Genomic DNA, 24,796 nt, shown 5'->3' on the forward strand with positions numbered 1-24,796 from the left:
TCAGACCCAGCGGGCTTGCAGGAGGTTGAGGCCGGGGTAGGGCTGGGGCCTTATCCCGGTGAGTTCGTGCGGGTCCCAGGCGGTCATCAGCTCGTTGTGGACGACCGGGTACAGCACGGCCTGTTCGGCGACGACGTCGAGGCAGTCCTGGATCATCGCCTTCTTCTTCGCGGGGTCCGGCTCCCGTGTCGCCCGGTCCATGTCCGTGAAGAGCCGCCGGGCGACCGGGTCGTCCGCCCACCGCGTGTAGCGCATCCACAGGTTGTCGGGGCCGTGGTTGTAGCGCAGGATCAGATCGGCGTCGAGCCCGAACTGGTTGGGGTTGGAGGCGGCGGCCACCACCTGGTAGTCGCGCCGCTGGTCCATCTTGGTGAACACGGCCGTGGTCTCCTGCGGCGCCAGGGTGGTGCGCACGCCCACGGCGTCCCAGCAGGACTTGACGGTCGGCAGACAGTCCACGATCCAGCTGACGTTGACGGCCATGATCTCGACCTTCAGGTCCGTCACCCCGGCGGCTTCCAGCAACGCCCTCGCCTTGCCGGGGTCGTAGTCGTAGACGGTCCTGGCCCGCCGGTGGCTCGGGTTGCCCTCGTCGAGGAACGAGGACGCGGGCCTGCCGTGCCCCTTCAGGGCGACCCGCACCATCTTCTCGCTGTCGATGGCGTAGTGCAGGGCCTGGCGCACCCGCACGTCGTCGAACGGCTTGTGCCGGGTGTTGAACATCAGGAACAGGTTGTTCATCCCGGCCCCGCCGGCCACCTTCAGCCCGCTCTGTTCCAGGCGGGGGATGTTGGCGTACGGGATGTTGTCGGCGATCTGCGCGCCGGCGCCGGTGCCGGAGATGCGCGCGACGCGGGAGGAGGCGTCCACGATGGTCAGCCAGTTCATCTTCCGGAAGACGGGCCTGCGCGGGCCGTTGTACGCGGCGAACGCCTCGAAGGTGGTGTTCGACTTCGGGTGGTGCGCGGTCTGCCGGTACGGCCCCGAGCCCACGGCCAGTCCCTTGACGGCGTCGTCCCAGGCGCCGGGCCGGGAGTAGACGTGCGCGGGCATGATCTTGGCGAGGGTGAGCCGGGCGAGCCCGTCCGGGAACGGGAACCTGAGCCGCAGCTCGACGGTCCGGGTGCCGGCCGCGCGGACCGACTCCAGCCAGGAGGCGAAGAAGCCCTTGGCGAGGGTCTGGGTCTTCGGGTCGAGGATCCGGTCGAAGACGAACGCGACGTCCTCGGCGGTGACGGGCTTGCCGTCGTGGAAGGTGGCGCCGTCGCGGAGCGTGAACCGCCAGGTGGTGGCGTCCGGGTCGGCGGGGAGCGCGGTCGCGAGCGCGGGGTACGGCGCCCGGGTGATCGGGTCGGTGTCGAGAAGTCCCTCGTAGATGTGATTGTTGGCGGCCATCGCGAACGCGGAGGCGGTCTGCGTCGGGTCCCAGCTGCCGTCGTTGCCGTAGCCGATGACGGCGGTCAGCGTCCGGTCCCTGCCGTCGCGCCCGCCGCCGGGGTCGTTGGTCGACTCCGGCCCGGCGGAACACCCCGTCAGCACCGCCCCCGCGCCCAGCATCCCGGCCCCCAGCAGCAACGACCGGCGGCGCGGTGCCGGTACGTCGGGGATCACGTCGTCGCGCACGGGTCCTCCAGCAGGTCGGTGAGCCGATGAGGGATGGGGGTGGTGGGAGGAGTGAGATACGACGTCCTACGTCCTACGTCCGCTCGGTAGCGCGACGATAGGAGGGGCCGTGGGGGCGGTCAAGACAGCGCACGCGAACGAACCCGCCCGTCCCAGCTCCACCCGGGTGAATCCCGCCCCCGTCCGGCGCGTTCGCGTTCCGCCCCCGAGCACTCCCGTACCGCCTGTCGCGGACCGCCGGCCACGGCCGACCCGGGGCGGGGACGCCTTCCGAGTGGAGAAGCGCAGCGTCACGCTTGATGTACAAAGCGTAAACTCGGACATGGAAGGGGAGCAGTGTGAGCGGCATCGAAGAGGCGGAGGAGGCGTTGAGGGAATTGCGGTCGGCTCTCGAAAAGGCCGGGGTCGTTCTCCCGTCGCTGGGGCTCGATCCGGTGAGTGTCGTGCGGGAGGTGCCCTGCCCGCTGGTGGACCTGGGGCGGTGTTCGGTCCAGACCGCGCGCCGGCTGGCCGCGGCACTGGCGGGGGAGGCCCGGTGAAACCCGTCGTCGGCAGTCATGTGGTGGACACCCGCACCGGGAAGGTCGGCGTCGTCATGGGGCACGAGGGGCCGTATGTGCAGGTGAGACCCTACGGCGGTGGGCGCGAGTGGGACGCCGAGCCGGGGGTGCTGCGCTGCGCCACCCCGGCCGAGCGGCTCAGCGCGGCCACCGCGTACGCCAACGCCCGCAGCCGCGGAGAGGTGCTCTAGCGCCTTCGCCCATGGGCGAGAATGGGCCCATGAGTCTGTTCCGCGACGACGGCATCGTGCTGCGCACCCAGAAGCTGGGCGAGGCGGACCGGATCATCACCCTGCTGACGCGCGGGCACGGACGGGTGCGGGCCGTGGCCCGCGGGGTGCGGCGGACGAAGTCGAAGTTCGGGGCCCGGCTGGAGCCTTTCTCCCATGTGGACGTGCAGTTCTTCGCCCGTGGGAGTGAGCTGGTCGGGCGCGGCCTGCCGCTGTGCACGCAGAGCGAGACCATCGCTCCGTACGGCGGCGGGATCGTCACGGACTACGCCCGGTACACCGCCGGGACGGCCATGCTGGAGACCGCCGAGCGCTTCACCGATCACGAGGGCGAGCCGGCGGTGCAGCAGTACCTGCTGCTCGTCGGGGCGCTGCGGACGCTCGCCCGGGGCGAGCACGCGCCGCACCTCGTCCTCGACGCCTTCCTGCTGCGGTCCCTGGCCGTCAACGGCTACGCGCCCAGCTTCGGCGACTGCGCCAAGTGCGGGATGCCGGGACCGAACCGGTTCTTCTCCGTGGCCTCCGGCGGCTCGGTGTGCGCCGACTGCCGGGTGCCCGGCAGCGTCGTGCCGTCGCCGCAGACCCTGGTCCTGCTGGGGGCGCTGCTTACGGGAGACTGGGAGACGGCGGACGCGTGCGAGCCGAGGTACGTCCGCGAGGGCAGCGGGCTGGTGTCCGCCTACCTGCACTGGCACCTGGAGCGCGGACTGCGCTCCCTGCGCTACGTAGAGAAGTAAGCACGGCACGGGTCGAGGAGACGAGAAGCACATGGTCGTACGCGGGATCCTGGGGCGCCAGCGGCGCGAGTACAAGGCGCCGGAGCCGCATCCGTCCGGTGCCCGCGCGCCCAAGCTCCCCGGTGAGCTGGTGCCGAACCACGTCGCGATCGTGATGGACGGCAACGGACGGTGGGCCAAGGAGCGCGGGCTGCCGCGCACGGAGGGGCACAAGGTCGGCGCCGAGCGGGTGCTGGACGTGCTCCAGGGCTCGATCGAGATCGGCGTGCGCAACATCTCCCTGTACGCCTTCTCCACCGAGAACTGGAAGCGCTCGCCCGACGAGGTCCGCTTCCTGATGAACTTCAACCGGGACTTCATCCGCAAGACCCGTGACGAGCTCGACGCGCTCGGCATCCGGGTGCGCTGGGTGGGCCGCATGCCCCGGCTGTGGAAGTCGGTGGCGAAGGAGCTGGAGGTCGCCCAGGAGCAGACCAAGGGCAACGACCTGCTCACCCTGTACTTCTGCATGAACTACGGCGGCCGGGCCGAGCTCGCCGACGCGGCGCGGGCGATCGCCGAGGAGGTGCGGGCGGGCCGGCTCGATCCGTCGAAGGTGACCGAGAAGACCGTCCAGAAGCACCTGTACTACCCGGACATGCCGGACGTCGACCTGTTCCTGCGGCCGAGCGGTGAGCAGCGCACCTCCAACTACCTGCTGTGGCAGAGCGCGTACGCCGAGATGGTGTTCCAGGACGTGCTGTGGCCCGACTTCGACCGCCGCGACCTGTGGCGGGCCTGCATGGAGTTCGCCTCCCGGGACCGCCGCTTCGGCGGCGCCGTCCCGAACGAGGAGCTGCTGGCGATGGAGGCGGCCATGAAGGGCGACTCGTAACGACCGCGGTCACCCGCGCCCCGCAAGGGGCGCGGGGAACTGCGCGACCGGCCGTCCACGGACCCGCACCCGGCAACGGCGCTCAGCAGGCGGCCGCGCACTCCGCGCACGTGCCGAAGATCTCCACCGTGTGGGCCACGTTGACGTAGCCGTGTTCCGCCGCGATGGCCTCCGCCCACTTCTCGACGGCCGGGCCCTCCACCTCCACCGCCTTGCCGCAGGCGCGGCAGACCAGGTGGTGGTGGTGTTCGCCGCTGGAGCAGCGGCGGTAGACGGACTCGCCGTCGGAGGTGCGCAGGACGTCGACCTCGCCGGCCTCGGCGAGGGACTGGAGGGTGCGGTAGACCGTGGTCAGCCCGACGGAATCGCCTTTGTGTTTGAGCATGTCGTGCAGTTCCTGGGCGCTGCGGAACTCGTCGACCTCGTCCAGGGCCGCCGCCACGGCTGCACGCTGGCGGGTCGCGCGACCCTTCACGGGCGGTCCAGCGGTCGTCACCGTTGCCTCCTTCGATGGCTCGCTTCTGCCCGGGCCATTGTGCCAGCCCGGGCGATCGGCGGTCAGACGCCGATCTCGTCCGCGGCCTCGCGCGCGGCGGGAATCGCGCACTCCGCGGGGTCCGGGGCGGGCCGGGCCGCGGCCGCCGCGCGGGCGCGCCGCCGGGCCAGCGGGGTGGCGAGCGCGGTCAGCGCGAGGAAGGCGGCGATGGTCAGCAGGACGATCGTGGCGCCGGGCGGGACGTCCTGGTAGTAGGAGGTGATCGTGCCGCTGACGGTCACGGCCACGCCGACGGCGACGGCGATCACGAAGGTGACGGTGAAGCTGCGGGTGAGTTGCTGGGCCGCCGCCACGGGCACGACCATCAGCGCGGACACCAGCAGCAGCCCGACCACCCGCATGGCGACGGTCACGGTGACGGCCGCGGTGACGGCCGTCAGCAGGTTCAGGGCGCGCACCGGCAGGCCCGTGACCCGCGCGAACTCCTCGTCCTGGCTGACCGCGAACAGCTGGCGGCGCAGGCCCAGGGTGACCAGCAGCACGAAGGCGGCGAGCACGCAGATCGCGGTCACGTCGGACGGGGAGACCGTGGACAGGGAGCCGAACAGGTACGAGGTCAGGTTGGCGTTGGAGCCGCCCGGCGCCAGGTTGATCAGCATCACGCCGCCGGCCATGCCGCCGTAGAACAGCATGGCCAGGGCGATGTCGCCGCGCGTGCGGCCGTACCAGCGGATCAGCTCCATCAGGACCGCGCCGAGCACCGAGACGGCCGTCGCCATCCACACCGGGGAGGTGGAGAGCAGGAAGCCGAGGCCGACGCCGGTCATGGCCACGTGTCCGATGCCGTCGCCCATCAGGGCCTGGCGGCGCTGGACCAGGTAGATGCCGACCGCGGGCGCGGTGATGCCGACCAGCACGGCGGCCAGCAGCGCCCGCTGCATGAAGGCGTAGTTCAGGAATTCCATCAGCTCAGCAGTCCCGTGCGGATCGGTTCGGTGCCCGCCGGCGCGTGCGGGTGTACGTGGTCGTGGCCGGGCAGGGCATGCTGGCCGACCGCGCGCGGCGGCGGGCCGTCGTGCAGGACGCAGCCGTCGCGCAGGACCACCGCCCGGTCGATCAGCGGCTCCAGCGGGCCCAGCTCGTGCAGCACGAGGAGGACCGTCGTACCGGCCTCGACCTGCCGGCGCAGGGTCTCGGCCAGGACCTCCTGGCTGGCCAGGTCGACGCCGGCCATCGGCTCGTCCATGATCAGCAGCTCCGGCTCGGAGACCAGCGCGCGGGCGATCAGCACCCGCTGGTGCTGGCCGCCGGACAGGGCGGTCGCCGAGTCCTTGGCGCGGTCGGCCATGCCGACCCGCTCCAGGGCGCGCCGGACGGCCTCCCGGTCGGTCCTGCGGAAGGGCCCGAAGCGGGTGCGGGCGAGCCGGCCGGAGGAGACGATCTCGGTGACGGTCGCCGGGACGCCGCCCGCGGCCGTCGTACGCTGCGGTACGTAGCCCACGCGCGCCCAGTCGCGGAAGGACCGGCGCGGGGTGCCGAACAGCTCGACCGTGCCGCCGCTGACCGGCACCTGGCCGATGATCGCGCGGATGGCGGTGGACTTGCCGGAGCCGTTGGCGCCGAGCAGCGCGACGACCTCGCCGCGGCCGACGGTGAGGTCGACGCCGCGCAGCACGGGCCGGGCGCCGAGTTCGGCGGTCACCCCGCGCAGGGATATGACGGGTTCGCCGGTGGTCATGGTGCCTCCCGTGCCGCTCACTTGGCGCCCAGGGCCTGCTGGAGCGCCTTCAGGTTGGCCCGCTGGACCGTGAAGTAGTCCTGGCCTCGGGAGTGCTCGGTGATGCCCTCGATCGGGTCGAGGACGTCGGTCTTCAGGCCCGTGTCGCTCGCGAGGGTCTTGGCGGTCTTGTCGCTGACGAGGGTCTCGTAGAAGACCGTGGAGACGCCGTCCGCCTCGGCCATCTTCTCCAGGTCCTTCACCCGGGCGGCGCTCGGCTCGGAGTCGGGGTCGAGGCCGCTGATGGCCTCCTCGGTGAGGCCGTAGCGCTCGGCGAGGTAGCCGAAGGCGGCGTGGGTGGTGATGAAGACCTTGCTCTTGGTGTGCGCGAGGCCGTTCTCGAACTCGGTGTTCAGCGCGTTCAGCTGCTTGACCAGGGCGGCGGTGTTCTTCTTGTAGTCGGCGGCGTGGTCGGGGTCGGCCTTCTCGAAGGCCTTGCCGACGCCCTCGGCGACCTGGGCGTAGCGCACCGGGTCGAGCCAGATGTGCGGGTCCTTGCCCGCCTCCTCGCCGTGGCCGTGGTCGTGGTCGTCGTGTCCGGCCGCGTGGCCGCCGACCTCGTTGCCGTGCTTCTCCAGCGTGGTCAGGGACGCCGCGTCGATCTTCGTGTCCACCGGGGACTGCTCCACGGCCTTGTCGACGGCGGGCTGGAGGTTCTTCAGGTACAGGACCGCGTCGGACTCCTCCAGGGAGGCGGTCTGCCGGGTGCTGAGCTCCAGGTCGTGCGGTTCCTGGCCGGGGGAGGTGAGGGTGGTGACGTGGACGTGGTCCCCGCCGATCCGCTCGGCGAGGAAGGCCATCGGGTAGAACGACGCGACGACGTCGAACTTGGACGTGTTGCCCGCTCCCGCCGCGTCGCCGGAGCAGCCGGCGAGGGTGGCGGTCCCGAGCGCGGTGGCCGCGGCCATGGCGGCGGTGGGTATGAGGCGTCGTCGTACGTTCATGACAGTCATTTTCAACAAATATGGAAACCGTTGTCAACAACGCTCGTCATGCGGTCCGGACAGGGGCCGATTTGGTCGTGGGGGAGCCTGCGCCGGTAACCTGAATCATTCGCTGGAAGCATCTCGCTTCAACGCCCGTCGTCGTAATGAAGAGAGCACCGTGGCCGCCGACAAGATCGACACCATCGTCAGCCTGAGCAAGCGCCGTGGCTTCGTTTTCCCCTGCAGTGAGATCTACGGCGGCCAGCGTGCCGCCTGGGACTACGGACCGCTGGGTGTCGAGCTCAAGGAGAACATCAAGCGCCAGTGGTGGCGCTACATGGTGACGTCGCGCGAGGACGTCGTCGGTATCGACTCGTCCGTGATCCTGGCTTCCGAGGTCTGGGTCGCCTCCGGCCACGTCGCCACCTTCACGGACCCGCTGACCGAGTGCACCTCGTGTCACAAGCGGTTCCGCGCCGACCACCTGGAGGAGGCGTACGAGGAGAAGAAGGGCCACGCCCCGGCGAACGGCCTCGCGGACGTCAACTGCCCGAACTGCGGCAACAAGGGCCAGTTCACCGAGCCCAAGCAGTTCTCCGGCCTGCTGTCCACCCACCTCGGCCCGACCCAGGACTCCGGCTCCGTCGCCTACCTGCGCCCCGAGACCGCCCAGGGCATCTTCACCAACTTCGCCCAGGTGCAGACCACCTCGCGCCGCAAGCCGCCGTTCGGCATCGCCCAGATGGGCAAGTCGTTCCGCAACGAGATCACGCCGGGCAACTTCATCTTCCGCACCCGCGAGTTCGAGCAGATGGAGATGGAGTTCTTCGTCAAGCCGGGCGAGGACGAGCAGTGGCAGGAATACTGGATGGAGCAGCGCTGGAACTGGTACACCGGCCTGGGTCTCCGTGAGGAGAACATGCGCTGGTACGAGCACCCGAAGGAGAAGCTCTCCCACTACTCCAAGCGCACCGCCGACATCGAGTACCGCTTCCAGTTCGGCGGCAGCGAGTGGGGCGAGCTGGAGGGTGTCGCCAACCGCACCGACTACGACCTCTCCGCGCACGCCAAGGCCTCCGGCCAGGACCTCTCCTACTTCGACCAGGAGGCCGGCGAGCGCTGGACGCCGTACGTCATCGAGCCGGCGGCGGGTGTCGGCCGCACCATGCTGGCCTTCCTCCTGGACGCCTACGTCGAGGACGAGGCGCCCAACGCCAAGGGCAAGATGGAGAAGCGCACCGTGCTGCGCCTGGACCACCGCCTCGCCCCGGTGAAGGTCGCGGTGCTCCCGCTGTCCCGCAACCCGGAGCTGTCCCCGAAGGCCAAGGGCCTCGCCCAGGCGCTGCGCCAGCACTGGAACATCGAGTTCGACGACGCCGGCGCCATCGGCCGCCGCTACCGCCGTCAGGACGAGATCGGCACGCCGTACTGCGTGACCGTCGACTTCGACACCCTCGAGGACAACGCCGTCACCGTGCGCGAGCGTGACTCGATGAAGCAGGAGCGGGTGTCGCTGGACCAGATTGAGGGCTACCTGGCCTCGCGTCTGCTGGGCGCCTAGTCACGACCGCGTGATGCCGGGCGGGCCGACCTCGGCCCGCCCGGCATTCGTGTGTCCGCGCCCGCTCAACGGCCCTGGAGGGCCTTGACGTTGTCGCCGAACGTCCAGTTCTTCGAGCCGTCCCAGTTGACGGACCAGGTCATCAGGCCCTTGAGCGAGGTGCCGTAGTTCCGCCAGGCCTGGGCGACCAGGGACGGGGACATGTAGCCGCCGCCCGCGCCGGGCTGGGCGGGCAGCCCCGGGACCTGCTTGTCGTAGGGCACCCTGATCGTCGTGCCCTGCACCACCAGGCCCTTGTTCAGACAGTCGGTCTGCGCGGTGAAGCCCTGCACGGTGCCCGCCGAGTAGGAGTCGCCCGAGCAGCCGTACATGCTGCCGTTGTAGTACTGCATGTTCAGCCACCACAGCCGGCCGTTGTCCGCGTACTTCTTGATGATTGGCAGGTACGCGCCCCAGATCGAGCCGTAGGTGACGCTGCCGCCGGTGACGTACGCCGTTTCCGGGGCCATCGTCAGGCCGAAGTTCGAGGGCATCTGGGCGAGGATGCCGTCGATGACGCGGATCAGGTTGGCCTGGGACGGGGACAGCTGGTTGATGTTGCCGCTGCCGACCAGGCCGGTCTCGATGTCGATGTCGATGCCGTCGAAGTTGTACTTCTTCAGGATCGGCACGATCGTCGCCACGAAGCGGTCGGCGACGGTCTGGGACGACAGGTCGATGCCGGCCGCCGCGCCGCCGATGGACAGCAGGATCGTCTGGCCGGCCGCCTTGGCCTGGCACATCTCGGCGGGCGTGGCCACCTTCACGCCGGCGTCCATGCCGTCCTCCCACAGCGCGGTGCCGTCGGAGCGGATCACCGGGAAGGCCGCGTTGATCACGTTGTAGCCGTGGGCGGGGATGCGGGAGTCGGTGATCGGGGTCCAGCCGAAGGGCGGGTGGACGCCGTTGGCGGAGCCGTCCCAGTTCTCCCAGTAGCCCTGGAGCACCTTGCCCGCCGGCCTGGACTTGACCGCGCAGGTGTCGGCGGCGGCGGAGGCGGCGGGCGCGGTGGCGATGGCGAGCGGGGCGAGGACGGCGCCGGTCAGGGCGGCGGTGAGCAGGCGCAGGGTGCGGCGGAGCATCGGGCCTCCCGGCGGGTCGGGGGTGGTGTCGGGTCGGTGTCGGGTTCGGTGTCGGCTCGTGAGGTGTCGCAGACATGACAGTGCGCTGGTCCAGACCTTTCGTCAAGAGGTCTGGACCACACGACCGTGGACGGCCCCGGACCCCCTCTCCGCCCCCAGGGGCGAAGCGGCTGTCCGTGATGCCCGGACTGTGGGATCGGTGCGATGGTCGGCAGCCGACGGGGCTGGGGCCGGCCGGATAGTCGGGCAGGGCCACGGTGTGGGCAGATGGAGGAATGGGCCCGCCAGTTGCGTGCGCGGCTGTCCTGCTGGCCGGTCACGTACGCGGCATCACCCAGCAGGCCCGTGTGGCGGGCCCCGCGGGCGACCCCGAAGCGCAATCGGGTGCCATCCTCGGCGATCTGATGCGGGCGCACGGCGAGCGGTTCCCCGCGCTCACCGCGGCCCTCGCTTCAGTCGCCCGGTCCGGCGGGCAAGACCAGGCATGGGATTTCGGCCTGCGGCGGATTTTGGACGGCTTGGCCGCACTCGTCGACCGGCGCGCACGGTGACCGTGGTCCGGATCGCAACCGGCCGGCCGCCCCGCTTGGCGCCGCACCGTGACAGGTGCGCCGTCGATCCTGTGACCTGCGCCTTCACCGGCTGCACTCGTATGAGTCCGCCTCGTCCCATTCGGTATCGCGGGCTGCTGTCGCCCAGGAGGTCGTTCTCCTGGTCCTCGATCGGCGGTCGACGTGGCGTGGTGGCCCGAACTTCCTCGCCCGGCACTCCACCAGCAGGGCATCGCGCCGCCGGTCCACCGGAGCCGGTCCTCCACCGGCCAGACCCCCTCCGGCTCGAAGAACTCCGGCATCGGGCACAAGCCGAGCCGCGGCCTCCTCGATGCTTCGGACCTTGTCCAGAAGAGGGGACATTATTGGGCTGACAGATATTGAAATCTGTTAGCTGTTATGTCACGGTGGTGGCATGACGATGCGAACCCGTAACCTCGGCACCACCGGCCCCCAGGTCTCCGCCCTCGGCCTCGGCTGCATGGGCATGTCCGGCATGTACGGCGAGGCGGACCGCGCCGAGTCGATCGCGACCATCCACGCGGCCCTGGAGGCCGGCGTGACGCTGCTGGACACCGGCGACTTCTACGGCATGGGCCACAACGAACTGCTGATCAACGAGGCGCTGCGCACCGCCCCCGCCGCGCTGCGCGAGAACGCGCTCGTGAGCGTGAAGTTCGGCGCGCTGCGCGGCCCGGACGGCGACTGGTACGGCTTCGACGGCCGCCCGGCCGCCGTGAAGAACTTCGCCGCCTACTCCCTCCAGCGCCTCGGCGTCGACCACATCGACGTCTACCGCCCGTCCCGGCTCGACCCGGACGTGCCCATCGAGGAGACCGTCGGCGCCATCGCCGAACTGGTCGACAAGGGCTGGGTCCGGCACATCGGGCTCAGCGAGGTCGGCGCGGACACCATCCGCCGGGCCGCCGCCACCGCCCCCATCGCGGACCTCCAGATCGAGTACGCCCTCATCTCCCGGGGACCCGAGCGGGAGATCCTGCCCACCCTGCGCGAACTGGGCATCGCCGTCACCGCGTACGGCGTGCTCTCGCGCGGGCTGATCTCCGGCCACGTCTCGGCCGACCGGGCCTTCGCCGCGAACGACTTCCGCGCCCACTCTCCCCGCTTCCAGGGCGACAACCTCCGGCACAACCTCACCCTGGTCGAGTCCCTGCGCGAGATCGCCGGGCAGAAGGGCGTCTCCGTCGCGCAGATCGCCATCGCCTGGGTGCTCTCCCGGGGCGAGGACATCGTGCCGCTGGTCGGCGCCCGCACCCGGCAGCGCCTCGGCGAGGCGCTGGGCGCGCTGGACGTGACCCTGGAGGAGGCCGACCTCGCCGCCATCGAGGCCGCGGTACCGGCGGACGCGGCGGCCGGCGACCGGTACGCGGCGGAGCAGATGGCGATGCTCGACAGCGAACGCTGACGGCGTGCCGGGTACCGTCTAGGCATGCCACCGACCAGCGAGACCCTGACCGCCGAGCGCATCCTCGAAGCCACCGAGGAGGTGCTGCGCCGCCACGGCCCGGCCAAGGCCACCGTGGTCGACGTGGCCCGCGCGCTCGGCGTCAGCCATGGCAGTGTCTACCGGCACTTCCGCACCAAGGCGGCGCTGCGCGAGGCGGTGACCAAGCGCTGGCTGGACCGCACCTCCGAGCGGCTCGCGGTCATCGCCGCCGCCGAGGACCTCGCCCCGGAGCGGCGGCTGCGGGACTGGCTCGCGGCCCTCTTCGAGGCCAAGCGGCACAAGGCGGGCGACGATCCCGAGCTGTTCGCCACGTACACCGTGCTCGTCGACGAACTCGGCGGCGTGGTCCACGACCACATCGCCGACCTCACCGGCCAGCTCACCCGGATCATCGCCGCGGGCACGGAGTCGGGCGACTTCACCGCCACCGACCCGGCCACGACGGCCCGCGCCGTCTTCCACGCGACGGCCCGCTTCCACGACCCGGGCTACGCCCGCGACTGGACGACGCCGGGCATCGAGGAGGAGTTCGAGGCGGTGGTGGGGTTGCTGGTGCGGGGGTTGAGGGCGGCGGGGTAGGAACGCGTCCCGCCTCGTTGCCGGGTCGGGCATACGCTTCGGGCGGGACATACTCCTCGAACGTCCCGACCAGGAGGCAGCGTGATCACCCTCGTGCCCGAGACCATCCACACCGACCGGCTGGCCTTGCTCCCCCTGGAGGCGGAGCACGCCGAGGAGATGGCCGTGGCGCTGTCCGACCCCGGCCTGCACACCTTCACCGGCGGCACACCGGACACCGCCCAGGAACTGCGCGCCCGCTACGAACGCCTGGCGGCCGGCTCACCCCGCCCCGGCGAAACCTGGTGCAACTGGGTCCTCCGGCTCCGCGACGCCGCCTGCCTGACCGGCTATGTCCAAGCGACGGTCACTGCCGACGACCGCGGAGCCGCCGCGGAGATCGCCTGGGTGGTGGGCACCCCCTGGCAGCGGCGCGGCATCGCCACCGAAGCCGCCCGAGGTCTCGTCGCCTGGCTCCGAAATCATCCGGTGCACACGGTCGTCGCCCACATCCACCCGGACCACAAGGCATCCGCCGCCGTCGCCACCGCGGCCGGTCTCACCCCCACCGATCAGTGGCACGACGGAGAGATCCGATGGCAGCTGACGATCGGCTGACCACACACGTCCGCAGAGCCACGGGGGGGCGGGTGCTGACGCCACCCTCCGGCCGTGCCGGACCGTTGGGGGACGAAACCGCGTCGCCTCGTACGCGGCGATCGTCGCGCTCGTGATCCAAACCGTTAGCGGACCAAGGCGCCTTGGGAGATCCGCAGGCCGGTGACGGCATCAACGAACACATCACCGTTCTCGACACCCATCATCCACACGGGGCGCCAGCCCTGGCCCTTGACCTTCTGGGCCAGAAGGACCGCGCCATGGACGGTGCGGCCCGTATACGTGCGGGCAAGCCGCGCTGCCTTGTCCTTCGAAACGGTGCTTTCGGGCAGCTTGGGGTCTTTCACCGCGCGGGCGGTGAAGTTCATGATGCGCCCATTCGAGGTCACCGTGACGTTCAGCCGCATAGGCATCATCAGTCCCTTGCGGTACCGACGGTATGTGAACATGTAGACCGCGCTCTTGCCTGATCCGCTGACATGGACGGTTCGTTTGGCGCCGAGCACCTCGGCAGGGAACCATCGACGGACGAAACGGGTCGAGATCTCTTCGGCCTGGGTCTGATTCAGGGGGCCGGCCTCGGCCCTGTTGTCCGTGAAGGCGGCTTCTTCCAATTTCTTCTCGGGCCACCATCCGGTGATCTCGCCCCGATTGGTTTTCGCCGTCACTAGTCCACTGTGCTTCGCGACAATGGTCTGCTCGACCTGCGTCCCCTTTCCGAAGACATACGCGGCGGCCTCGGTGATCCATGCGTCCGCACCCTCGACGGCCCGTTGGGCAGCCGCGAATCCCGGTCGCTGTGTCAGGGGAATGTAAGGAGTGACGGAGGAGTGGAAGGTGGCGATCAAGGCGGCGGAGCCCGTAACGGCGAGAGTCGCTCCCCAGAGCGCATCACGCTTGGCCCTTCTCGTGACCCACCCGGTCCGCCGGCACCATACGGTTCCCGCCGCCACTCCGATCAGCGACCCGGTCGTGTTGGCGACGATGTCCGTCGCACTGCACGAGCGGCCCATGGCCCCCTCCGCCTGGATGAGTTCGATGAGTCCGCTTCCCACTGCCGTGACCGCGAGGGTGGTCAGGGGGCGCTGGAAGACGAGAGCGGCGAAGAAGGAGGCCGGGATGAACAGAGCAACGTTCAGCAGCGCGCTGGAAGAGGTCAGCTGAGGAAACGGCGAACTCAGATCGCACACCGCTCCGTCGCCGACCGGCCCTCCGTCTGTCGGCAGCAACGTCACGGCGAGAATCCCGGCGGAACAGACGGCCAGGAGTGCGCGTACCGTGACCGGTTTCCGGCGCGCACGCGCGATCAGAACTGTCGGCACCGCCAAGCAGAGGGCGATCGGAACGAACCAGACCAGCAGTCCGGGAATGGCCTGTACGGACGCGTCGATCACGAGAACGGCGGTCCTTTCGACGGGGAAGGGGGACGAGAACGGGGAAGAGGCCCCTTGCGCAGGGCTTCTTCCCCGTTTCGTCGAACGGGCGGATCAGCAGAAGGTGACCGGCGGGGTGTAGTACTTACCCGTGGTCGCGTCCATCAGGCCTGTGGCCGAGCAGTCCGGAGCGTACTTTGCTATGGACTGGGCGCCGAAGGAGTGCGACACCTTCTGCCCCGCGGACACGGCCTTCTGACTGTCCCTGAAGAGAGCCTCGCTCGTCACCATCATGAGAGTGACGTAAACCTTGCTGCCGCCACTCTTTTCATATTCCGTGGCACCATAGAAGACACTGGAGTTACCGCTGACGACGGAGCCGTTGCGCGCCTCGAATTTCAGCTTTCCGTTGGACAGTTTGGTGCTGGTGGTGCCGCCGGTGCCGGCGGAGGCAGCCGTAGTGGCCCCGAAAATCAGCGCCGTGGACAAGGTGGCGATGGTCAGGAAGCGGCTGGTCGCCATGGTGAATCCCCCTGTTCGGGCTCATTGTCTGATGAACCAGGGTCTCGCCGGGAAAGCAGCGTAGTCCATCGGTAGTGCTGGTCGGTGAACCGTGGGCAATTCCAAGCCATTTGTGAAGGGGCGTAATAATTATGATGTAACGAATTAATGAAAAGGCTGACCGGTTTTCCTTCCTGTCAGCCGACGGGAGCTGGCTCGGACGGCCCTCGGGCGGCGCGGAGGCGGGCGTGTGGGGGCGCATGCGTTGCCGGCCGACGCGCCTTCTTGCTTCCGTGTGCGCCTTACGTCTGCGGTAGCGGGAGGCGATTCTGGCCGTCAAAGCCGGTACAGCAAGGTGAGTTCTCATGACGACGGCCGACACCGACGACGACTCCGCGGCACCAGCCGACCCCCCGAACCCCCGGGCGCGGCGCCCGTGGTGGAAGAAGTGGCTCAGTGGGCCGGCGGCGCTCGCGTACGCGGTCGCCGTCGTCGGGGCGGGGGCCGGTGCCGTGATGACTCCGCTCGGGGATCATGTGCTGAAGTCGCTCTTCGACGAGCCGACCTGCCCCGGTGACGGAGCGGCCTGCGACGGCAAGAACCCGCAGAACCAGGGGTGCGGCGAGGACGCGGGCACCTTCAAGCCCACGGCGGGCAATCCCGCGCTCCTCCAGATCCGCTACAGCGAGGACTGCGAGGCGGTCTGGGCGAAGATCGAGCGGGGGAGTCCCGGCGACCAGGTGACGGTCGGCGTCACGGGCGGCAGGACGCGGACGGCCGACATCGATTACGGCGACGACCAGTTCACGCATATGGTGACGGTCCCCGACGGCGAGTTCCAGGTCACCGCGTGCGCGGTGCCGAAGCCCGGTGGCAAGAGCACCTACGAGCGGTACTGCATCCACGCCACCGAGGCCACCGCCTGGCGGTGACCGGCCTCGCCCCGCCCGTTTTGCCCGGCCCGGGTCAGACCCGTTCCGGCGCCGCCTCCGTGGCCGGGCGTATCTCCGGTGTCTCCAGGGCCGCCGCCGTCCGCTCGGCCGTCCGGCGTGCCCAGCGGCCGCTGGTCAGCAGGCCGAGGACCAGGACGGCGAGGCCGCAGCCGGCGAGGATCCACCAGCCGGGGCGGGCCGCCGCGACGAACGTCCGACGGTACGGCGACGAGCCTGTGCCGGAGGCCAGGACCGCGCCGATCACCGCGACGCCGAGCGTCGAGCCCAGTTGCCGGCTGGTGGAGGCGACGGCGGCGGCGACCCCCGCCTGGGTGCGGGGCATGCCCGACACCGCCGTGTTGGTGATCGGCGCGTTCACGAAGCCGAAGCCGATCCCGAAGAGGGCGTAGCCGAGCACCAGGGTGGCGTTCTCCGTCTCCGCCTCGAACGCGGCGAACAGGACACCGCTCGCGGTCATCGCCGCACCCGCCACCAGCAGCGAGAGACGCGGGCCGCGGCTGCCGACCAGGCGGCCGGACAACGGGGCGCACAGGAACATCGGCACGGCCATCGGCAGCATCCACAGGCCCGCGTGCAGGGCGTCGAGACCGCGCACGTTCTGCAGGTACAGCGTGGACAGGAACAGGAAGCCGCCCAGGGACGCGAACGCGCCGATCGCGATCACGGTGGCGCCGCTGAACGGGGCCGAACGGAAGAAACGCAGGTCGATGAGGGGTTCGGCGCGCCGGGGCTCGTACCAGAGGAGGGCCACGAGGGCGGCCACGGCGATCGCGGCGAAGGGGAGCACGGGCCCGGCGCCGGATTCCGGTGCCTCGATGATCGCGTACGTCAGCGCGCCGAACAGGGCGATCACCAGCAACTGGCCGACCGGGTCGGGGCGGCGGGCCCGGGGCGCGCGGGACTCGGGGACGTAGCGCAGGGTGAGCAGCAGGGCCGCGAGGCCGACCGGGAGGTTGAGCCAGAAGATGGCGCGCCAGCTCACCGACTGCACCAGCAGCCCGCCGACCAGCGGGCCCGCCGCCATGGCGATGCCGACGACCGCGCCCCACACGCCGATCGCGCGGGCGCGTTCGCGGGGGTCGGTGAAGGTGTTGGTGATGATCGACATGGCGACCGGGTTGAGCATCGAGCCGCCCACCGCCTGGACCATGCGGAACACGACGAGCAGCTCCAGGTCCGGGGCGAGGGAGCAGAGCACCGACCCCGCGGTGAACAGGGCCAGGCCCGTCATGAACACGCGCTTGCGGCCGATCCGGTCGGCGGTGGAGCCGGCGAGCATGAGCAGCGAGGCCAGTACGAGCGTGTAGGCGTCGATGGTCCACTGCAGACCGGAGGTGGTGGCGCCCAGATCGCGCTGCATCGCGGGCAGTGCCACGTTCAGCGCGGTGGTGTCCAGGCTCACGATCAGCAGGCTCGTACAGCAGATCGCGAGCACGAGCATGCGGCGGTGACGGCTCAACTCGGGCATGCGTGCCATCGTACGCCGATTTCGATAGTGCGTCTAACTAATGAATTTTGCACGGTCTTTGCCGGGCAGCCGGAGGCCGAGCCCCATCAGCCCCAGCAGCCCGGCCGCCTGCACCGCCAGCACCACCGCCAGCGCCCCTCGCATCCCGGCCCCCGGGACCAGCGACAGGAACAGCGAGCCGAGCGACGCCACCCCGACCGCCAGGCACGACTGCTGGAGCGTGGCCGCGAGCCCGCTGCCCGTCCCGGCCAGCCGGTCCGGGATCGCCGCCAGCAGGAACCGGAAGTACAGCGGCAGCTGCAGACCCTGGCCGATCCCGCACAGCGCCAGGCCCGGCGCCAGCGCCAGCGGGCTCAGGTGCGGCCACGGGCCCAGCAGCGCGGTCGCGGCCATCGTCGCCAGGCCCGCGATGTGCGCCACCGCCGCCAGCGCCACCGCCCGCCCGCCGAACCGCGCCACCGCGCGCGGCGCCAGCATCGACGCGGCGAACTGCGCCACCCCCATCGGCACCAGCGCCAGCCCCGCCCGCAACGCCCCGTACCCGAGGCCCTGTTGCAGGGTGACCGCCGTCACGAACATCCAGCCCGCGAAGCCCACGAACACCGGCAGCCCCAGCAGCAGCCCCCGGCGCACCTCGGCGGACGCCAGCAGCGACGGCGGCAGCAGCGGGCTCCCGGCGGTGCGCTCCGCCCGCCGCTCCACCCGGTGGAAGGCCCAGGCGCACAGTGGCGCCGCGCCCAGCAGCAGCACCGACCACAGCGGCCAGCCCGCCGCCCGGCCCTCGGTCAGCGGCAGCAGCAGCGCGCACAGCGCCGCCGCCAGCAGCGCCGTACCGGCCAGGTCCGCCCGCGCCGGGCGTTCCGACCGGCTGTCCGGCACCGACCGCAGCGCACAGCCGAGCCCGGCCACCGCCACCGGAACGTTCACCAGGAACACCGCCCGCCAGCCGCTGCCCGCCAGGTCGGCGGCGACCAGCACCCCGCCCAGCACCTGCCCGAGCACGATGGACACCCCGCCCACCGAGCCGTACAGGGCGACCGCGCGGGCCCGGCGCTCGCCGGACGTCGTGGCGTGGATGGTGGCCAGCACCTGCGGCAGCAGCAGCGCCGACGCGGCGCCCTGGGCCACCCGCGCGGCCACCAGCCACCACGCGCCCGGCGCCAGCCCGCAGGCCAGCGAGGTCAGCCCGAAACCGGTCACCCCCCACAGGAACAGCCGCCGCCGGCCGAAGGTGTCCCCGAGCCGGCCGCCCAGCACCAGCAGCACGGCGTACGCCACCGCGTACCCGGCGACCACCATCTCCAGGGTCGCCGGGGGCGCGTCGAGATCGTGCTCGATCGTCGGCAGCGCCACGTTCACGATGAAGAAGTCGATCATCGGCAGGGCGGCGCCGAGCAGCAGGGTGAACAGGCCGAGCGGGGTCAGGGCCGCCCGCGGCGGGGCGGCGGTCGCAGAGGATGTCGTCGTGGTCACGCCCCCGACTCTGGGGCAGCCCGCAGCCGGGTACCAGGCGGCCGTTGTCCAGGTATCAGCACCAACTGGCACGGGGTTACGGCCGGACGGCACCCTGGGTGCCATGACCATCGCAGTGCCCGAGCGGAACGCGGGGACAGTGCCCGAGCAGAACACGGAGATACGGCGCAGGGAACTGGCCGCCTTCCTGCGCAGCCGGCGCGAGCGGATCACCCCCGAGCAGGTGGGCCTGCCCCGCGGCCCCCGCCGCCGCACCCCCGGTCTGCGCCGCGAGGAGGTCGCCCAGCTCTCCGCGGTCGGCGTCACCTGGTACACGTGGATCGAGCAGGGCCGCGCCGCCCACGTCTCCGCGCAGGTGCTGGACGCCGTCGCCCGCGCCCTGCTGATGGACCCCACCGAGCGCGCCCACCTGTTCGCCCTGGCCGGGACCCACGACCCGCGCTCCGGGCCGGAGTACCCGGTCGCCGCCAAGACCGCCCTGAAGGTCGTCGAACGGCTCGCCCCCTACCCGGCCTCCCTGCAGAACGCCCGCTACGACGTCCTCGCCGCCAACCGCCCCTACGCCCAGCTCTTCGGCGACCCCGCCGAGCTGCCCCCGGCCGACCGGAACTGCCTGTGGCTGCTGACCACCAGCGCACGCTGGAAGCGGGACTTCCTGGACCGGGACGAGATGCTGCGCGACCTGATCGCCAAGTACCGCGCGGGCATGGCCGAGCACGTGGCCGAGCCCGCCTGGAAGCAGCAGCTGAACCGGCTGCTCCAGGTCTCCGGCGAGTTCCGCGAGCTGTGGGAACGGCACGAGGTCGCGCCGATGTCACCGCACGTCAAGCGGTACCGGCACCCCCGGGTCGGGCTGATCCGGCTGGAGCACCGGAACATGTGGCTGGCCCCGCAGTCCCCGGCCCACCGGGTGGTCGCCTACCTGCCCGCCGACGAGGAGAGCGAGGAGCGGCTGGAGCGGCTCGCGGAACTGCCCGACGAGCGCCCTGCCGGGTAAGGGAAACGAGCGTCCTGCCGGGTGAGGGACACGGGCGTCCTGCCGGGTGAGGGACAATGGAGCCTCGCCCCTGTCGCCGTAGATCCGTCCCGGAGTCCTGACGATGACCCACCCCCCGCTCTCCATCGGACCGCACACCGTGACGCCGCCCGTCGTGCTCGCACCCATGGCGGGGATCACCAACGCGCCCTTCCGTACCCTGTGCCGGGAGTTCTCGGGCGGCAAGGGACTCTTCGTCAGCGAGATGATCACCACCCGGGCGCTGGTCGAGCGCAACGAGAAGACCATGCAGCTGATCAGGTTCGACGCGAGCGAGCGGCCGCGCTCGATCCAGCTGTACGGCGTCGACCCCGCGACCGTCGGCAAGGCCGTCCGCATGATCGTGGAGGAGGACCTCGCCGACCACATCGACCTGAACTTCGGTTGCCCGGTGCCGAAGGTGACGCGCAAGGGCGGCGGCTCCGCGCTGCCGTACAAGCGGAACCTGCTGCGGGCCATCCTGCGCGAGGCGGTCTCCGGCGCCGGGGACCTGCCGGTGACCATGAAGATGCGCAAGGGCATCGACGACGACCACATCACCTACCTCGACGCCGGCCGGATCGCCGTCGAGGAGGGGGTGACCGCCATCGCGCTGCACGGCCGTACCACCGCCCAGCACTACGGCGGCACCGCCGACTGGGACGCCATCGCCCGGCTGAAGGAGCACGTGCCGGAGATCCCGGTGCTCGGCAACGGCGACATCTGGTCGGCCGAGGACGCGCTGCGGATGGTGCGGGAGACCGGCTGCGACGGGGTCGTGGTCGGCCGGGGGTGCCTGGGCCGGCCGTGGCTGTTCGCGGACCTGGTGGCCGGGTTCGAGGGGCGTACGGAGGATTTCGTCCGGCCGACGCTGCGGGAGGTCGCCGACGTGATGGTGCGGCACGCCACGCTGCTCGGGGAGTGGAGTGGTGACGAGTCCAAGGGCGTGGTCGACTTCCGCAAGCACGTCGCCTGGTACCTGAAGGGGTTCGCGGTCGGCTCCGAGATGCGCAAGCGGCTCGCGGTCACCTCGTCCCTTCAGGAGCTGCGGGCCGGGCTGGACGAGCTGGACCTGGACCAGGCGTGGCCGGCCGGGGCGGAGGGGCCGCGGGGCCGGACCTCCGGCAACAACAGGGTGGTGCTGCCGGACGGGTGGCTGAAGGACCCGTACGACTGCTCGGGTGTCGGGGAGGAAGCGGAGCTGGACACCTCCGGCGGCTGACCGGCGTCGGGCTGACCGTTGCCCGGGCCGACCGTCCCCGGGGCTCCGCCCCGGACCCCGCCTGGGGCTCCGCCCCGGACCCCGCCTGGGGCTCCGCCCCGGACCCCGCCTGGGGCTCCGCCCCGGACCCCGACCCCTGCGAGGAGCGGTCAGACGCCCCCCACCGCCGTCAGCAGGGCCAGCGGTGCCGCCGCCGAGCGGGCCTCCAGGCCGCACGCGTGCGGATACGGCACCGGCTCACCGTGCGTGTCCCGCCCGTACCCGGCCCACACCTCCGGCAGCCGGTACCCGGTCACCGCCGCCGCGTCCAGCAGCGCGTGCGCCACCGTACGGGCCTCGTCGTGCAGTCCGTAGCGGGCGAGGCCCAGCGCGATCAGGGCGTTGTCGTGCGGCCAGACCGAGCCGCGGTGGTAGGACAGCGGGTGGTAGGCCGGCTGCCCGGAGGCCACCGTGCGCACGCCCCAGCCGGAGAAGAAGTCCGGCTCCAGCAGCCGCCGGCCCACCACCTCGCCGTACTCCTTGTCCAGCAGCCCGGACCACAGCAGGTGCCCGGCGTCGGAGGCGAGCGCGTCTATCTGCCGGCCCTGGCCGTCCAGCGCGAGCGCCGGGAACGACCGCTCCCGCATCCAGAAGTCCCGCTGGAACCGGTCCCGCAGATCGGCCGCCGCCTGCTCCAGCAGCGCCGCGTACGTCTCGTCGCCCCACACCCCGCGCGCCACCGACGCCGTACGGCGCAACGCGTCGTACGCGTAGCCCTGCGCGCCCGCCGCCATCACCGCGCCGGTGGGCCGGGTGCCGTCGGCGCAGCAGATCGCGCCGGGGGAGTCCTTCCAGTTCTGGTTGGCGAGGCCGCCCTCGTCGGCGCGGTAGACGAGGTAGCCGCGGGAGGTCAGCCCGCCGTGGTCGAGCATCCAGCCGATGGCGGCCCGGGCGTGCGGCTCCAGCCGGTGGGCCAGGGCCGTGTCACCGGTCTGCTCGACATACGCGCCGAGCAGCACCAGGAACAGCGGGGTGGCGTCCACCGAGCCGTAGTAGCGGCCGAACGGCACCTGCCCGAAGTGGGCCAGCTCCCCGTGCCGCACCTCGTGCACGATCTTGCCGGGCTGGGCGACCGGGGCGTCACCGGTGCCGGTCGCCTGGGTGGCGGCCAGGGCGAGCAGGGTGTGGACGGCCGGCCCGGGGCGGTAGGGCAGGGTGAACAGGGAGGTGATCAGCGCGTCCCGGCCCAGCAGGGTGAGGAACCAGGGCGCGCCGGCCGCCGGGACGCGCAGGTCCTCGCCGTCCGGTCCGCCGGCCGGCACCTGGAGCGCGGCGAGGTCGGCGAGGCCCCGGACACAGGCCGCGGCCAGCTCCGGCCAACCGGTGGGGAAGGCCACCCCCTCGGCGAACCGCTCCTCCCGCGCGCGTTGCTGGCGGTGTACGGCGGCCGGGTCGCGGGGCACGCGCAGCGCGCGCTTCTCGCCGTGCGGGCGGGCGATCACCCGCAGCAGCAGCTCGGTCGTGCCGTGCGGTGCGACGTCGAGGGACCACACCAGGCGGCGGGCGCCGGTGCCGGTCTCCTCCACGGCGTCCGGGGCGGGGTCGGCGGTGATCGCCGTGCGGGACCGCCAGTCGGCCCGGCGGTAGGCGAACTCGATGCCGTCGGGGAGGAGTTGGCGGGAGCGTACCGCACCGGTCTTGACGTAGGTGCGGTGGTCGGAGCGGAGTTCGAACTGGTCGGTGAAGTCGGCGTCGACGGTGAGCGCGAGCCGTACGGTGGTGGGTACCGGGCGGTTGCTGGTGATCTTCAGCGATTCCACGAACGAGCTGTCCCCGACGGCCTGTTCGCGGAAGACGGTGCAGGCCGGCGGCTCCTGCCGGCCGCCGCGCGGGACCAGTACGCAGCGCGCCTCCTCCCCGTCCGTCACCGGGCTGAGCACCTCGGGCACCGCTCCGTCGACGGTGAGCTGCCAGCGGCTGAGGTGCCGGGCGTCCCGGACGAACAACCCGTCCGGAAGGCCGCCGCCGCGTACTCCGCCGATGTCGCCGCGGTCGCCCACGGCGGCGAAGGTGGCGCCGTGCACGAGCAGATGATGCCGGTCCGTCATCCCCGGTCCCCTCCTTGGTCACTCCTGTCGAACGTGCCGGTGCCGGGCGCGGACACGCCCCTTGACGGGCTCTTGTCCGGCCTTTGACGTCCATGTGATGCGGGCTCGCGGTGGTACAGGTCCAGCGCGAGCGCCGCCGTCCAGCTGAAGCCGGTGGCCCCGCAGGGCTCACCGGTGTACGGGTCGACGTACTCGGCGTAGCCGGTGGCGTCGGCCAGGTGCAGGAACGCCGCGCGCAGGGCGTCGGCCGCGGCCGTCTCGCCGTGCGCCCGCAGTCCGCGCTCCAGCAGCCAGTTGGTGTTGAACCAGGCCGGGCCACGCCAGTAGCGGTGCGGGTCGAAGGACTCTCCGAGCAGGTCGTAGCTCGGCGCCAGCCGGGTGCGGTCGCCGAGCGAGAAGTGCGGTCCGCGCAGCGTGTCCACCAGCGCGGCGGCGAGCGCGCGGGGCAGGCCGGGCAGGAGCAGCGGGACCAGCCCGGAGACCGAGCGTTCGGGCCGCAGGCCGCCGCCGCGCAGGTCCCGGCACAGGAACATCCCGGCGGCCGGCTCCCACAGCCGCTCCACCAGGGCCGCCGTCAGCCGCTCGGCGCGCTCCCTGCGGGCGGCACCGGTGGCGCCCAGTTCCTCGGCGATCCGCGCGAGGGCGTGCTCGGAGGCGATCAGCAGGGCGTTGAACGCCGGGTCCTCCACGGCGAACTCCCCGTCTCCGGCGCCGTGTTCCCCGCCCGGCCCGTCCCGGTATCCACGGTCCCGGTAGTCGGCGGCCAGCCGCACGTACCGGCCGTAGTCCAGGTCGGTCGGCCGGTCCTCCGCCGCGCCGTGGTCGAGGTCGGCGCGGCGAAAGGAGCGGGCCGGGGCCGGGGTGACCCGGGCCAGCGGAGCGTCCCAGCAGGGGCTGTTGTCCATGCCCTGCTCCCACGGGTGCACCACGGACACCAGCCCGGCGCCGCCGAGGTCGCGCCGGTGCAGCAGATACCGGTGCCAGGCGGCGAGCCTCGGGTAGACCCGGGCCAGGAAGCCGCGGGAGCGGGACAGGGCGGGGTCGGCGCGGTGCACCAGCCAGGCGGCCAGCGCGTGCACCGGTGGCTGCACGATGCCGGAGGTCTGTACGGTGCGCGGGGCGCCCGCGGCGTGCCCGGCGGTGGAGGAGCGCCAGAAGTCGGGGCTCGGGAAGTAGGCGTCGAGCGGGACGGAGGGGTTGAAGACGATGTGCGGGACGCGCCCGTCGGCCCACTGCGCGGCCAGCAGCGTCTCCAGCTCCGTCTGGGCCCGGGCCGGGGAGACGTGCCGCAGCCCGATCGCGATGAACGCGGAGTCCCAGGACCACTGGTGCGGGTACAGCTTCCTGGACGGGACCGTGGAGGCGCCGGTCCAGTTCGCCGCGAGCACCCGGGCGGCCCTGACGTGCGGGGACGGCGGTGCGGTCGGTGGATCGTATGCGATCTCGTACGGGAGGGGACGGGTACTGAGCTGGGCGGTGCGATCCACTCGGGGCTCCCCGAAGACGTCCGGCCGCACGAGCGGTTCGGCTGCGGCCACCGTAGGGTTACGTCTATTTAACACGCAAAACTCAATATGTAAGGCAAGCTGGAGAAACACAAGGGG

At 71.5% G+C, this 24,796-nt stretch carries 24 protein-coding genes; 12 read left to right on the top strand and 12 right to left on the bottom strand.

Annotated features, from left to right (window positions below):
• Positions 1-1,557 (bottom strand): ABC transporter substrate-binding protein, encoded by a 1,557-nt coding sequence (locus tag Srubr_RS37535; RefSeq protein ID WP_189996959.1) that lies wholly within the window; start codon positions 1,555-1,557, stop codon positions 1-3.
• A 404-nt stretch (positions 1,558-1,961) separates the two neighbouring features.
• Between Srubr_RS37535 and Srubr_RS37540 the strand changes: the two genes are divergently transcribed.
• The 4 genes from Srubr_RS37540 to Srubr_RS37555 are packed head-to-tail and all read left to right on the top strand — an operon-like array spanning position 1,962 to position 4,024.
• On the top strand, positions 1,962-2,162 hold the full coding sequence (locus Srubr_RS37540) for a hypothetical protein (protein ID WP_189996891.1): 201 nt from the start codon (positions 1,962-1,964) through the stop codon (positions 2,160-2,162).
• Positions 2,159-2,374, top strand: coding sequence for a hypothetical protein (locus tag Srubr_RS37545; protein ID WP_189996890.1), 216 nt, complete (start codon positions 2,159-2,161; stop codon positions 2,372-2,374). The genes Srubr_RS37540 and Srubr_RS37545 overlap by 4 nt, the downstream gene beginning before the upstream one ends.
• Before the next feature lie 29 nt (positions 2,375-2,403).
• Complete coding sequence (recO, locus tag Srubr_RS37550; RefSeq protein WP_030604856.1) at positions 2,404-3,150, top strand: DNA repair protein RecO; 747 nt, start codon at positions 2,404-2,406, stop codon at positions 3,148-3,150.
• A 31-nt stretch (positions 3,151-3,181) separates the two neighbouring features.
• Positions 3,182-4,024, top strand: coding sequence for an isoprenyl transferase (locus tag Srubr_RS37555; RefSeq protein ID WP_189996889.1), 843 nt, complete (start codon positions 3,182-3,184; stop codon positions 4,022-4,024).
• An 82-nt stretch (positions 4,025-4,106) separates the two neighbouring features.
• On the opposite strand, the gene Srubr_RS37560 is transcribed toward Srubr_RS37555, so the two are convergent.
• The 4 genes from Srubr_RS37560 to Srubr_RS37575 all read right to left on the bottom strand — a co-directional run bounded on the left by Srubr_RS37560 (position 4,107) and on the right by Srubr_RS37575 (position 7,241).
• Complete coding sequence (locus Srubr_RS37560) at positions 4,107-4,520, bottom strand: Fur family transcriptional regulator (RefSeq protein ID WP_189996888.1); 414 nt, start codon at positions 4,518-4,520, stop codon at positions 4,107-4,109.
• Between the two features lie 62 nt (positions 4,521-4,582).
• Positions 4,583-5,485, bottom strand: a complete 903-nt coding sequence (locus Srubr_RS37565) for a metal ABC transporter permease (protein WP_189996887.1) — start codon at positions 5,483-5,485, stop codon at positions 4,583-4,585.
• On the bottom strand, positions 5,485-6,258 hold the full coding sequence (locus Srubr_RS37570) for a metal ABC transporter ATP-binding protein (RefSeq protein ID WP_189996886.1): 774 nt from the start codon (positions 6,256-6,258) through the stop codon (positions 5,485-5,487). The genes Srubr_RS37565 and Srubr_RS37570 overlap by 1 nt, the downstream gene beginning before the upstream one ends.
• Positions 6,259-6,275: 17 nt before the next feature.
• Entirely contained in the window at positions 6,276-7,241 is a 966-nt protein-coding gene (locus tag Srubr_RS37575) for a metal ABC transporter substrate-binding protein (RefSeq protein WP_189996885.1), read from the bottom strand.
• A gap of 160 nt (positions 7,242-7,401) precedes the next feature.
• Between Srubr_RS37575 and Srubr_RS37580 the strand changes: the two genes are divergently transcribed.
• Positions 7,402-8,784, top strand: a complete 1,383-nt coding sequence (locus Srubr_RS37580) for a glycine--tRNA ligase (protein WP_030604840.1) — start codon at positions 7,402-7,404, stop codon at positions 8,782-8,784.
• A gap of 65 nt (positions 8,785-8,849) precedes the next feature.
• On the opposite strand, the gene Srubr_RS37585 is transcribed toward Srubr_RS37580, so the two are convergent.
• Positions 8,850-9,905, bottom strand: a complete 1,056-nt coding sequence (locus tag Srubr_RS37585) for a chitinase (protein ID WP_189996884.1) — start codon at positions 9,903-9,905, stop codon at positions 8,850-8,852.
• Between the two features lie 275 nt (positions 9,906-10,180).
• Here Srubr_RS37585 and Srubr_RS37590 point away from each other — a divergent pair, with 275 nt between their 5' ends.
• The 4 genes from Srubr_RS37590 to Srubr_RS37605 all read left to right on the top strand — a co-directional run bounded on the left by Srubr_RS37590 (position 10,181) and on the right by Srubr_RS37605 (position 13,100).
• Positions 10,181-10,456: a TetR/AcrR family transcriptional regulator C-terminal domain-containing protein gene (locus tag Srubr_RS37590; protein WP_189996883.1), complete on the top strand. Its 276-nt coding sequence runs from the start codon at positions 10,181-10,183 to the stop codon at positions 10,454-10,456.
• Positions 10,457-10,871: 415 nt separating this feature from the next.
• On the top strand, positions 10,872-11,882 hold the full coding sequence (locus Srubr_RS37595; RefSeq protein ID WP_189996882.1) for an aldo/keto reductase: 1,011 nt from the start codon (positions 10,872-10,874) through the stop codon (positions 11,880-11,882).
• A 24-nt stretch (positions 11,883-11,906) separates the two neighbouring features.
• The gene (locus tag Srubr_RS37600) at positions 11,907-12,503 is read left to right on the top strand and encodes a TetR family transcriptional regulator (protein ID WP_189996881.1); all 597 of its coding nucleotides are present in this window, start codon (positions 11,907-11,909) and stop codon (positions 12,501-12,503) included.
• Between the two features lie 81 nt (positions 12,504-12,584).
• On the top strand, positions 12,585-13,100 hold the full coding sequence (locus Srubr_RS37605; RefSeq protein ID WP_189996880.1) for a GNAT family N-acetyltransferase: 516 nt from the start codon (positions 12,585-12,587) through the stop codon (positions 13,098-13,100).
• A gap of 125 nt (positions 13,101-13,225) precedes the next feature.
• On the opposite strand, the gene Srubr_RS37610 is transcribed toward Srubr_RS37605, so the two are convergent.
• Both Srubr_RS37610 and Srubr_RS37615 read right to left on the bottom strand, forming a co-directional pair.
• Positions 13,226-14,494, bottom strand: coding sequence for a VanZ family protein (locus Srubr_RS37610; RefSeq protein ID WP_189996879.1), 1,269 nt, complete (start codon positions 14,492-14,494; stop codon positions 13,226-13,228).
• A gap of 93 nt (positions 14,495-14,587) precedes the next feature.
• Entirely contained in the window at positions 14,588-14,995 is a 408-nt protein-coding gene (locus Srubr_RS37615) for a hypothetical protein (RefSeq protein ID WP_189996878.1), read from the bottom strand.
• Positions 14,996-15,339: 344 nt separating this feature from the next.
• On the opposite strand from Srubr_RS37615, the gene Srubr_RS37620 reads away from it, so the two are divergent.
• Positions 15,340-15,906 carry a DUF2690 domain-containing protein gene (locus Srubr_RS37620; RefSeq protein ID WP_189996877.1) on the top strand — a complete coding sequence of 189 codons (567 nt, stop codon included), beginning with the start codon at positions 15,340-15,342 and terminating at the stop codon, positions 15,904-15,906.
• Positions 15,907-15,940: 34 nt separating this feature from the next.
• Here the strand turns inward: Srubr_RS37620 and Srubr_RS37625 are convergent, their stop codons facing one another.
• Both Srubr_RS37625 and Srubr_RS37630 read right to left on the bottom strand, forming a co-directional pair.
• Positions 15,941-17,395, bottom strand: coding sequence for an MFS transporter (locus Srubr_RS37625; protein ID WP_189996876.1), 1,455 nt, complete (start codon positions 17,393-17,395; stop codon positions 15,941-15,943).
• 33 nt (positions 17,396-17,428) lie between these two features.
• Complete coding sequence (locus Srubr_RS37630; protein ID WP_373313556.1) at positions 17,429-18,979, bottom strand: MFS transporter; 1,551 nt, start codon at positions 18,977-18,979, stop codon at positions 17,429-17,431.
• On the opposite strand from Srubr_RS37630, the gene Srubr_RS37635 reads away from it, so the two are divergent.
• Both Srubr_RS37635 and dusB read left to right on the top strand, forming a co-directional pair.
• On the top strand, positions 18,972-19,865 hold the full coding sequence (locus tag Srubr_RS37635; protein ID WP_189996874.1) for a helix-turn-helix transcriptional regulator: 894 nt from the start codon (positions 18,972-18,974) through the stop codon (positions 19,863-19,865). The two genes, Srubr_RS37630 and Srubr_RS37635, sit on opposite strands and share 8 nt — an antisense overlap.
• 103 nt (positions 19,866-19,968) lie before the next feature.
• Positions 19,969-21,105, top strand: a complete 1,137-nt coding sequence (gene dusB, locus Srubr_RS37640) for a tRNA dihydrouridine synthase DusB (RefSeq protein WP_189996873.1) — start codon at positions 19,969-19,971, stop codon at positions 21,103-21,105.
• 149 nt (positions 21,106-21,254) lie between these two features.
• On the opposite strand, the gene Srubr_RS37645 is transcribed toward dusB, so the two are convergent.
• Both Srubr_RS37645 and Srubr_RS37650 read right to left on the bottom strand, forming a co-directional pair.
• Positions 21,255-23,192 carry an amylo-alpha-1,6-glucosidase gene (locus Srubr_RS37645; RefSeq protein WP_189996872.1) on the bottom strand — a complete coding sequence of 646 codons (1,938 nt, stop codon included), beginning with the start codon at positions 23,190-23,192 and terminating at the stop codon, positions 21,255-21,257.
• Complete coding sequence (locus Srubr_RS37650) at positions 23,189-24,679, bottom strand: MGH1-like glycoside hydrolase domain-containing protein (RefSeq protein ID WP_189996871.1); 1,491 nt, start codon at positions 24,677-24,679, stop codon at positions 23,189-23,191. Before Srubr_RS37650 ends, Srubr_RS37645 begins: the two co-directional genes overlap by 4 nt.
• Positions 24,680-24,796 lie beyond the last annotated feature (117 nt).

Source organism: Streptomyces rubradiris, from assembly GCF_016860525.1.
Classification (GTDB): domain Bacteria; phylum Actinomycetota; class Actinomycetes; order Streptomycetales; family Streptomycetaceae; genus Streptomyces; species Streptomyces rubradiris.

Excerpts from the sequence above, each read along its gene's own strand:
- Srubr_RS37600 (WP_189996881.1), top strand. The coding sequence starts at position 11,907 with ATGCCACCGACCAGCGAGACCCTGACCGCCGAGCGCATCCTCGAAGCC.
- Srubr_RS37575 (WP_189996885.1), bottom strand. The coding sequence starts at position 7,241 with ATGAACGTACGACGACGCCTCATACCCACCGCCGCCATGGCCGCGGCC.
- Srubr_RS37570 (WP_189996886.1), bottom strand. The coding sequence starts at position 6,258 with ATGACCACCGGCGAACCCGTCATATCCCTGCGCGGGGTGACCGCCGAA.
- Srubr_RS37555 (WP_189996889.1), top strand. The coding sequence starts at position 3,182 with ATGGTCGTACGCGGGATCCTGGGGCGCCAGCGGCGCGAGTACAAGGCG.
- Srubr_RS37635 (WP_189996874.1), top strand. The coding sequence starts at position 18,972 with ATGACCATCGCAGTGCCCGAGCGGAACGCGGGGACAGTGCCCGAGCAG.
- Srubr_RS37590 (WP_189996883.1), top strand. The coding sequence starts at position 10,181 with ATGGGCCCGCCAGTTGCGTGCGCGGCTGTCCTGCTGGCCGGTCACGTA.
- Srubr_RS37625 (WP_189996876.1), bottom strand. The coding sequence starts at position 17,395 with ATGCCCGAGTTGAGCCGTCACCGCCGCATGCTCGTGCTCGCGATCTGC.
- Srubr_RS37620 (WP_189996877.1), top strand. The coding sequence starts at position 15,340 with ATGACGACGGCCGACACCGACGACGACTCCGCGGCACCAGCCGACCCC.
- Srubr_RS37630 (WP_373313556.1), bottom strand. The coding sequence starts at position 18,979 with ATGGTCATGGCACCCAGGGTGCCGTCCGGCCGTAACCCCGTGCCAGTT.
- Srubr_RS37615 (WP_189996878.1), bottom strand. The coding sequence starts at position 14,995 with ATGGCGACCAGCCGCTTCCTGACCATCGCCACCTTGTCCACGGCGCTG.
- Srubr_RS37585 (WP_189996884.1), bottom strand. The coding sequence starts at position 9,905 with ATGCTCCGCCGCACCCTGCGCCTGCTCACCGCCGCCCTGACCGGCGCC.
- dusB (WP_189996873.1), top strand. The coding sequence starts at position 19,969 with ATGACCCACCCCCCGCTCTCCATCGGACCGCACACCGTGACGCCGCCC.
- recO (WP_030604856.1), top strand. The coding sequence starts at position 2,404 with ATGAGTCTGTTCCGCGACGACGGCATCGTGCTGCGCACCCAGAAGCTG.
- Srubr_RS37565 (WP_189996887.1), bottom strand. The coding sequence starts at position 5,485 with ATGGAATTCCTGAACTACGCCTTCATGCAGCGGGCGCTGCTGGCCGCC.
- Srubr_RS37645 (WP_189996872.1), bottom strand. The coding sequence starts at position 23,192 with ATGACGGACCGGCATCATCTGCTCGTGCACGGCGCCACCTTCGCCGCC.
- Srubr_RS37595 (WP_189996882.1), top strand. The coding sequence starts at position 10,872 with ATGACGATGCGAACCCGTAACCTCGGCACCACCGGCCCCCAGGTCTCC.
- Srubr_RS37535 (WP_189996959.1), bottom strand. The coding sequence starts at position 1,557 with ATGCTGGGCGCGGGGGCGGTGCTGACGGGGTGTTCCGCCGGGCCGGAG.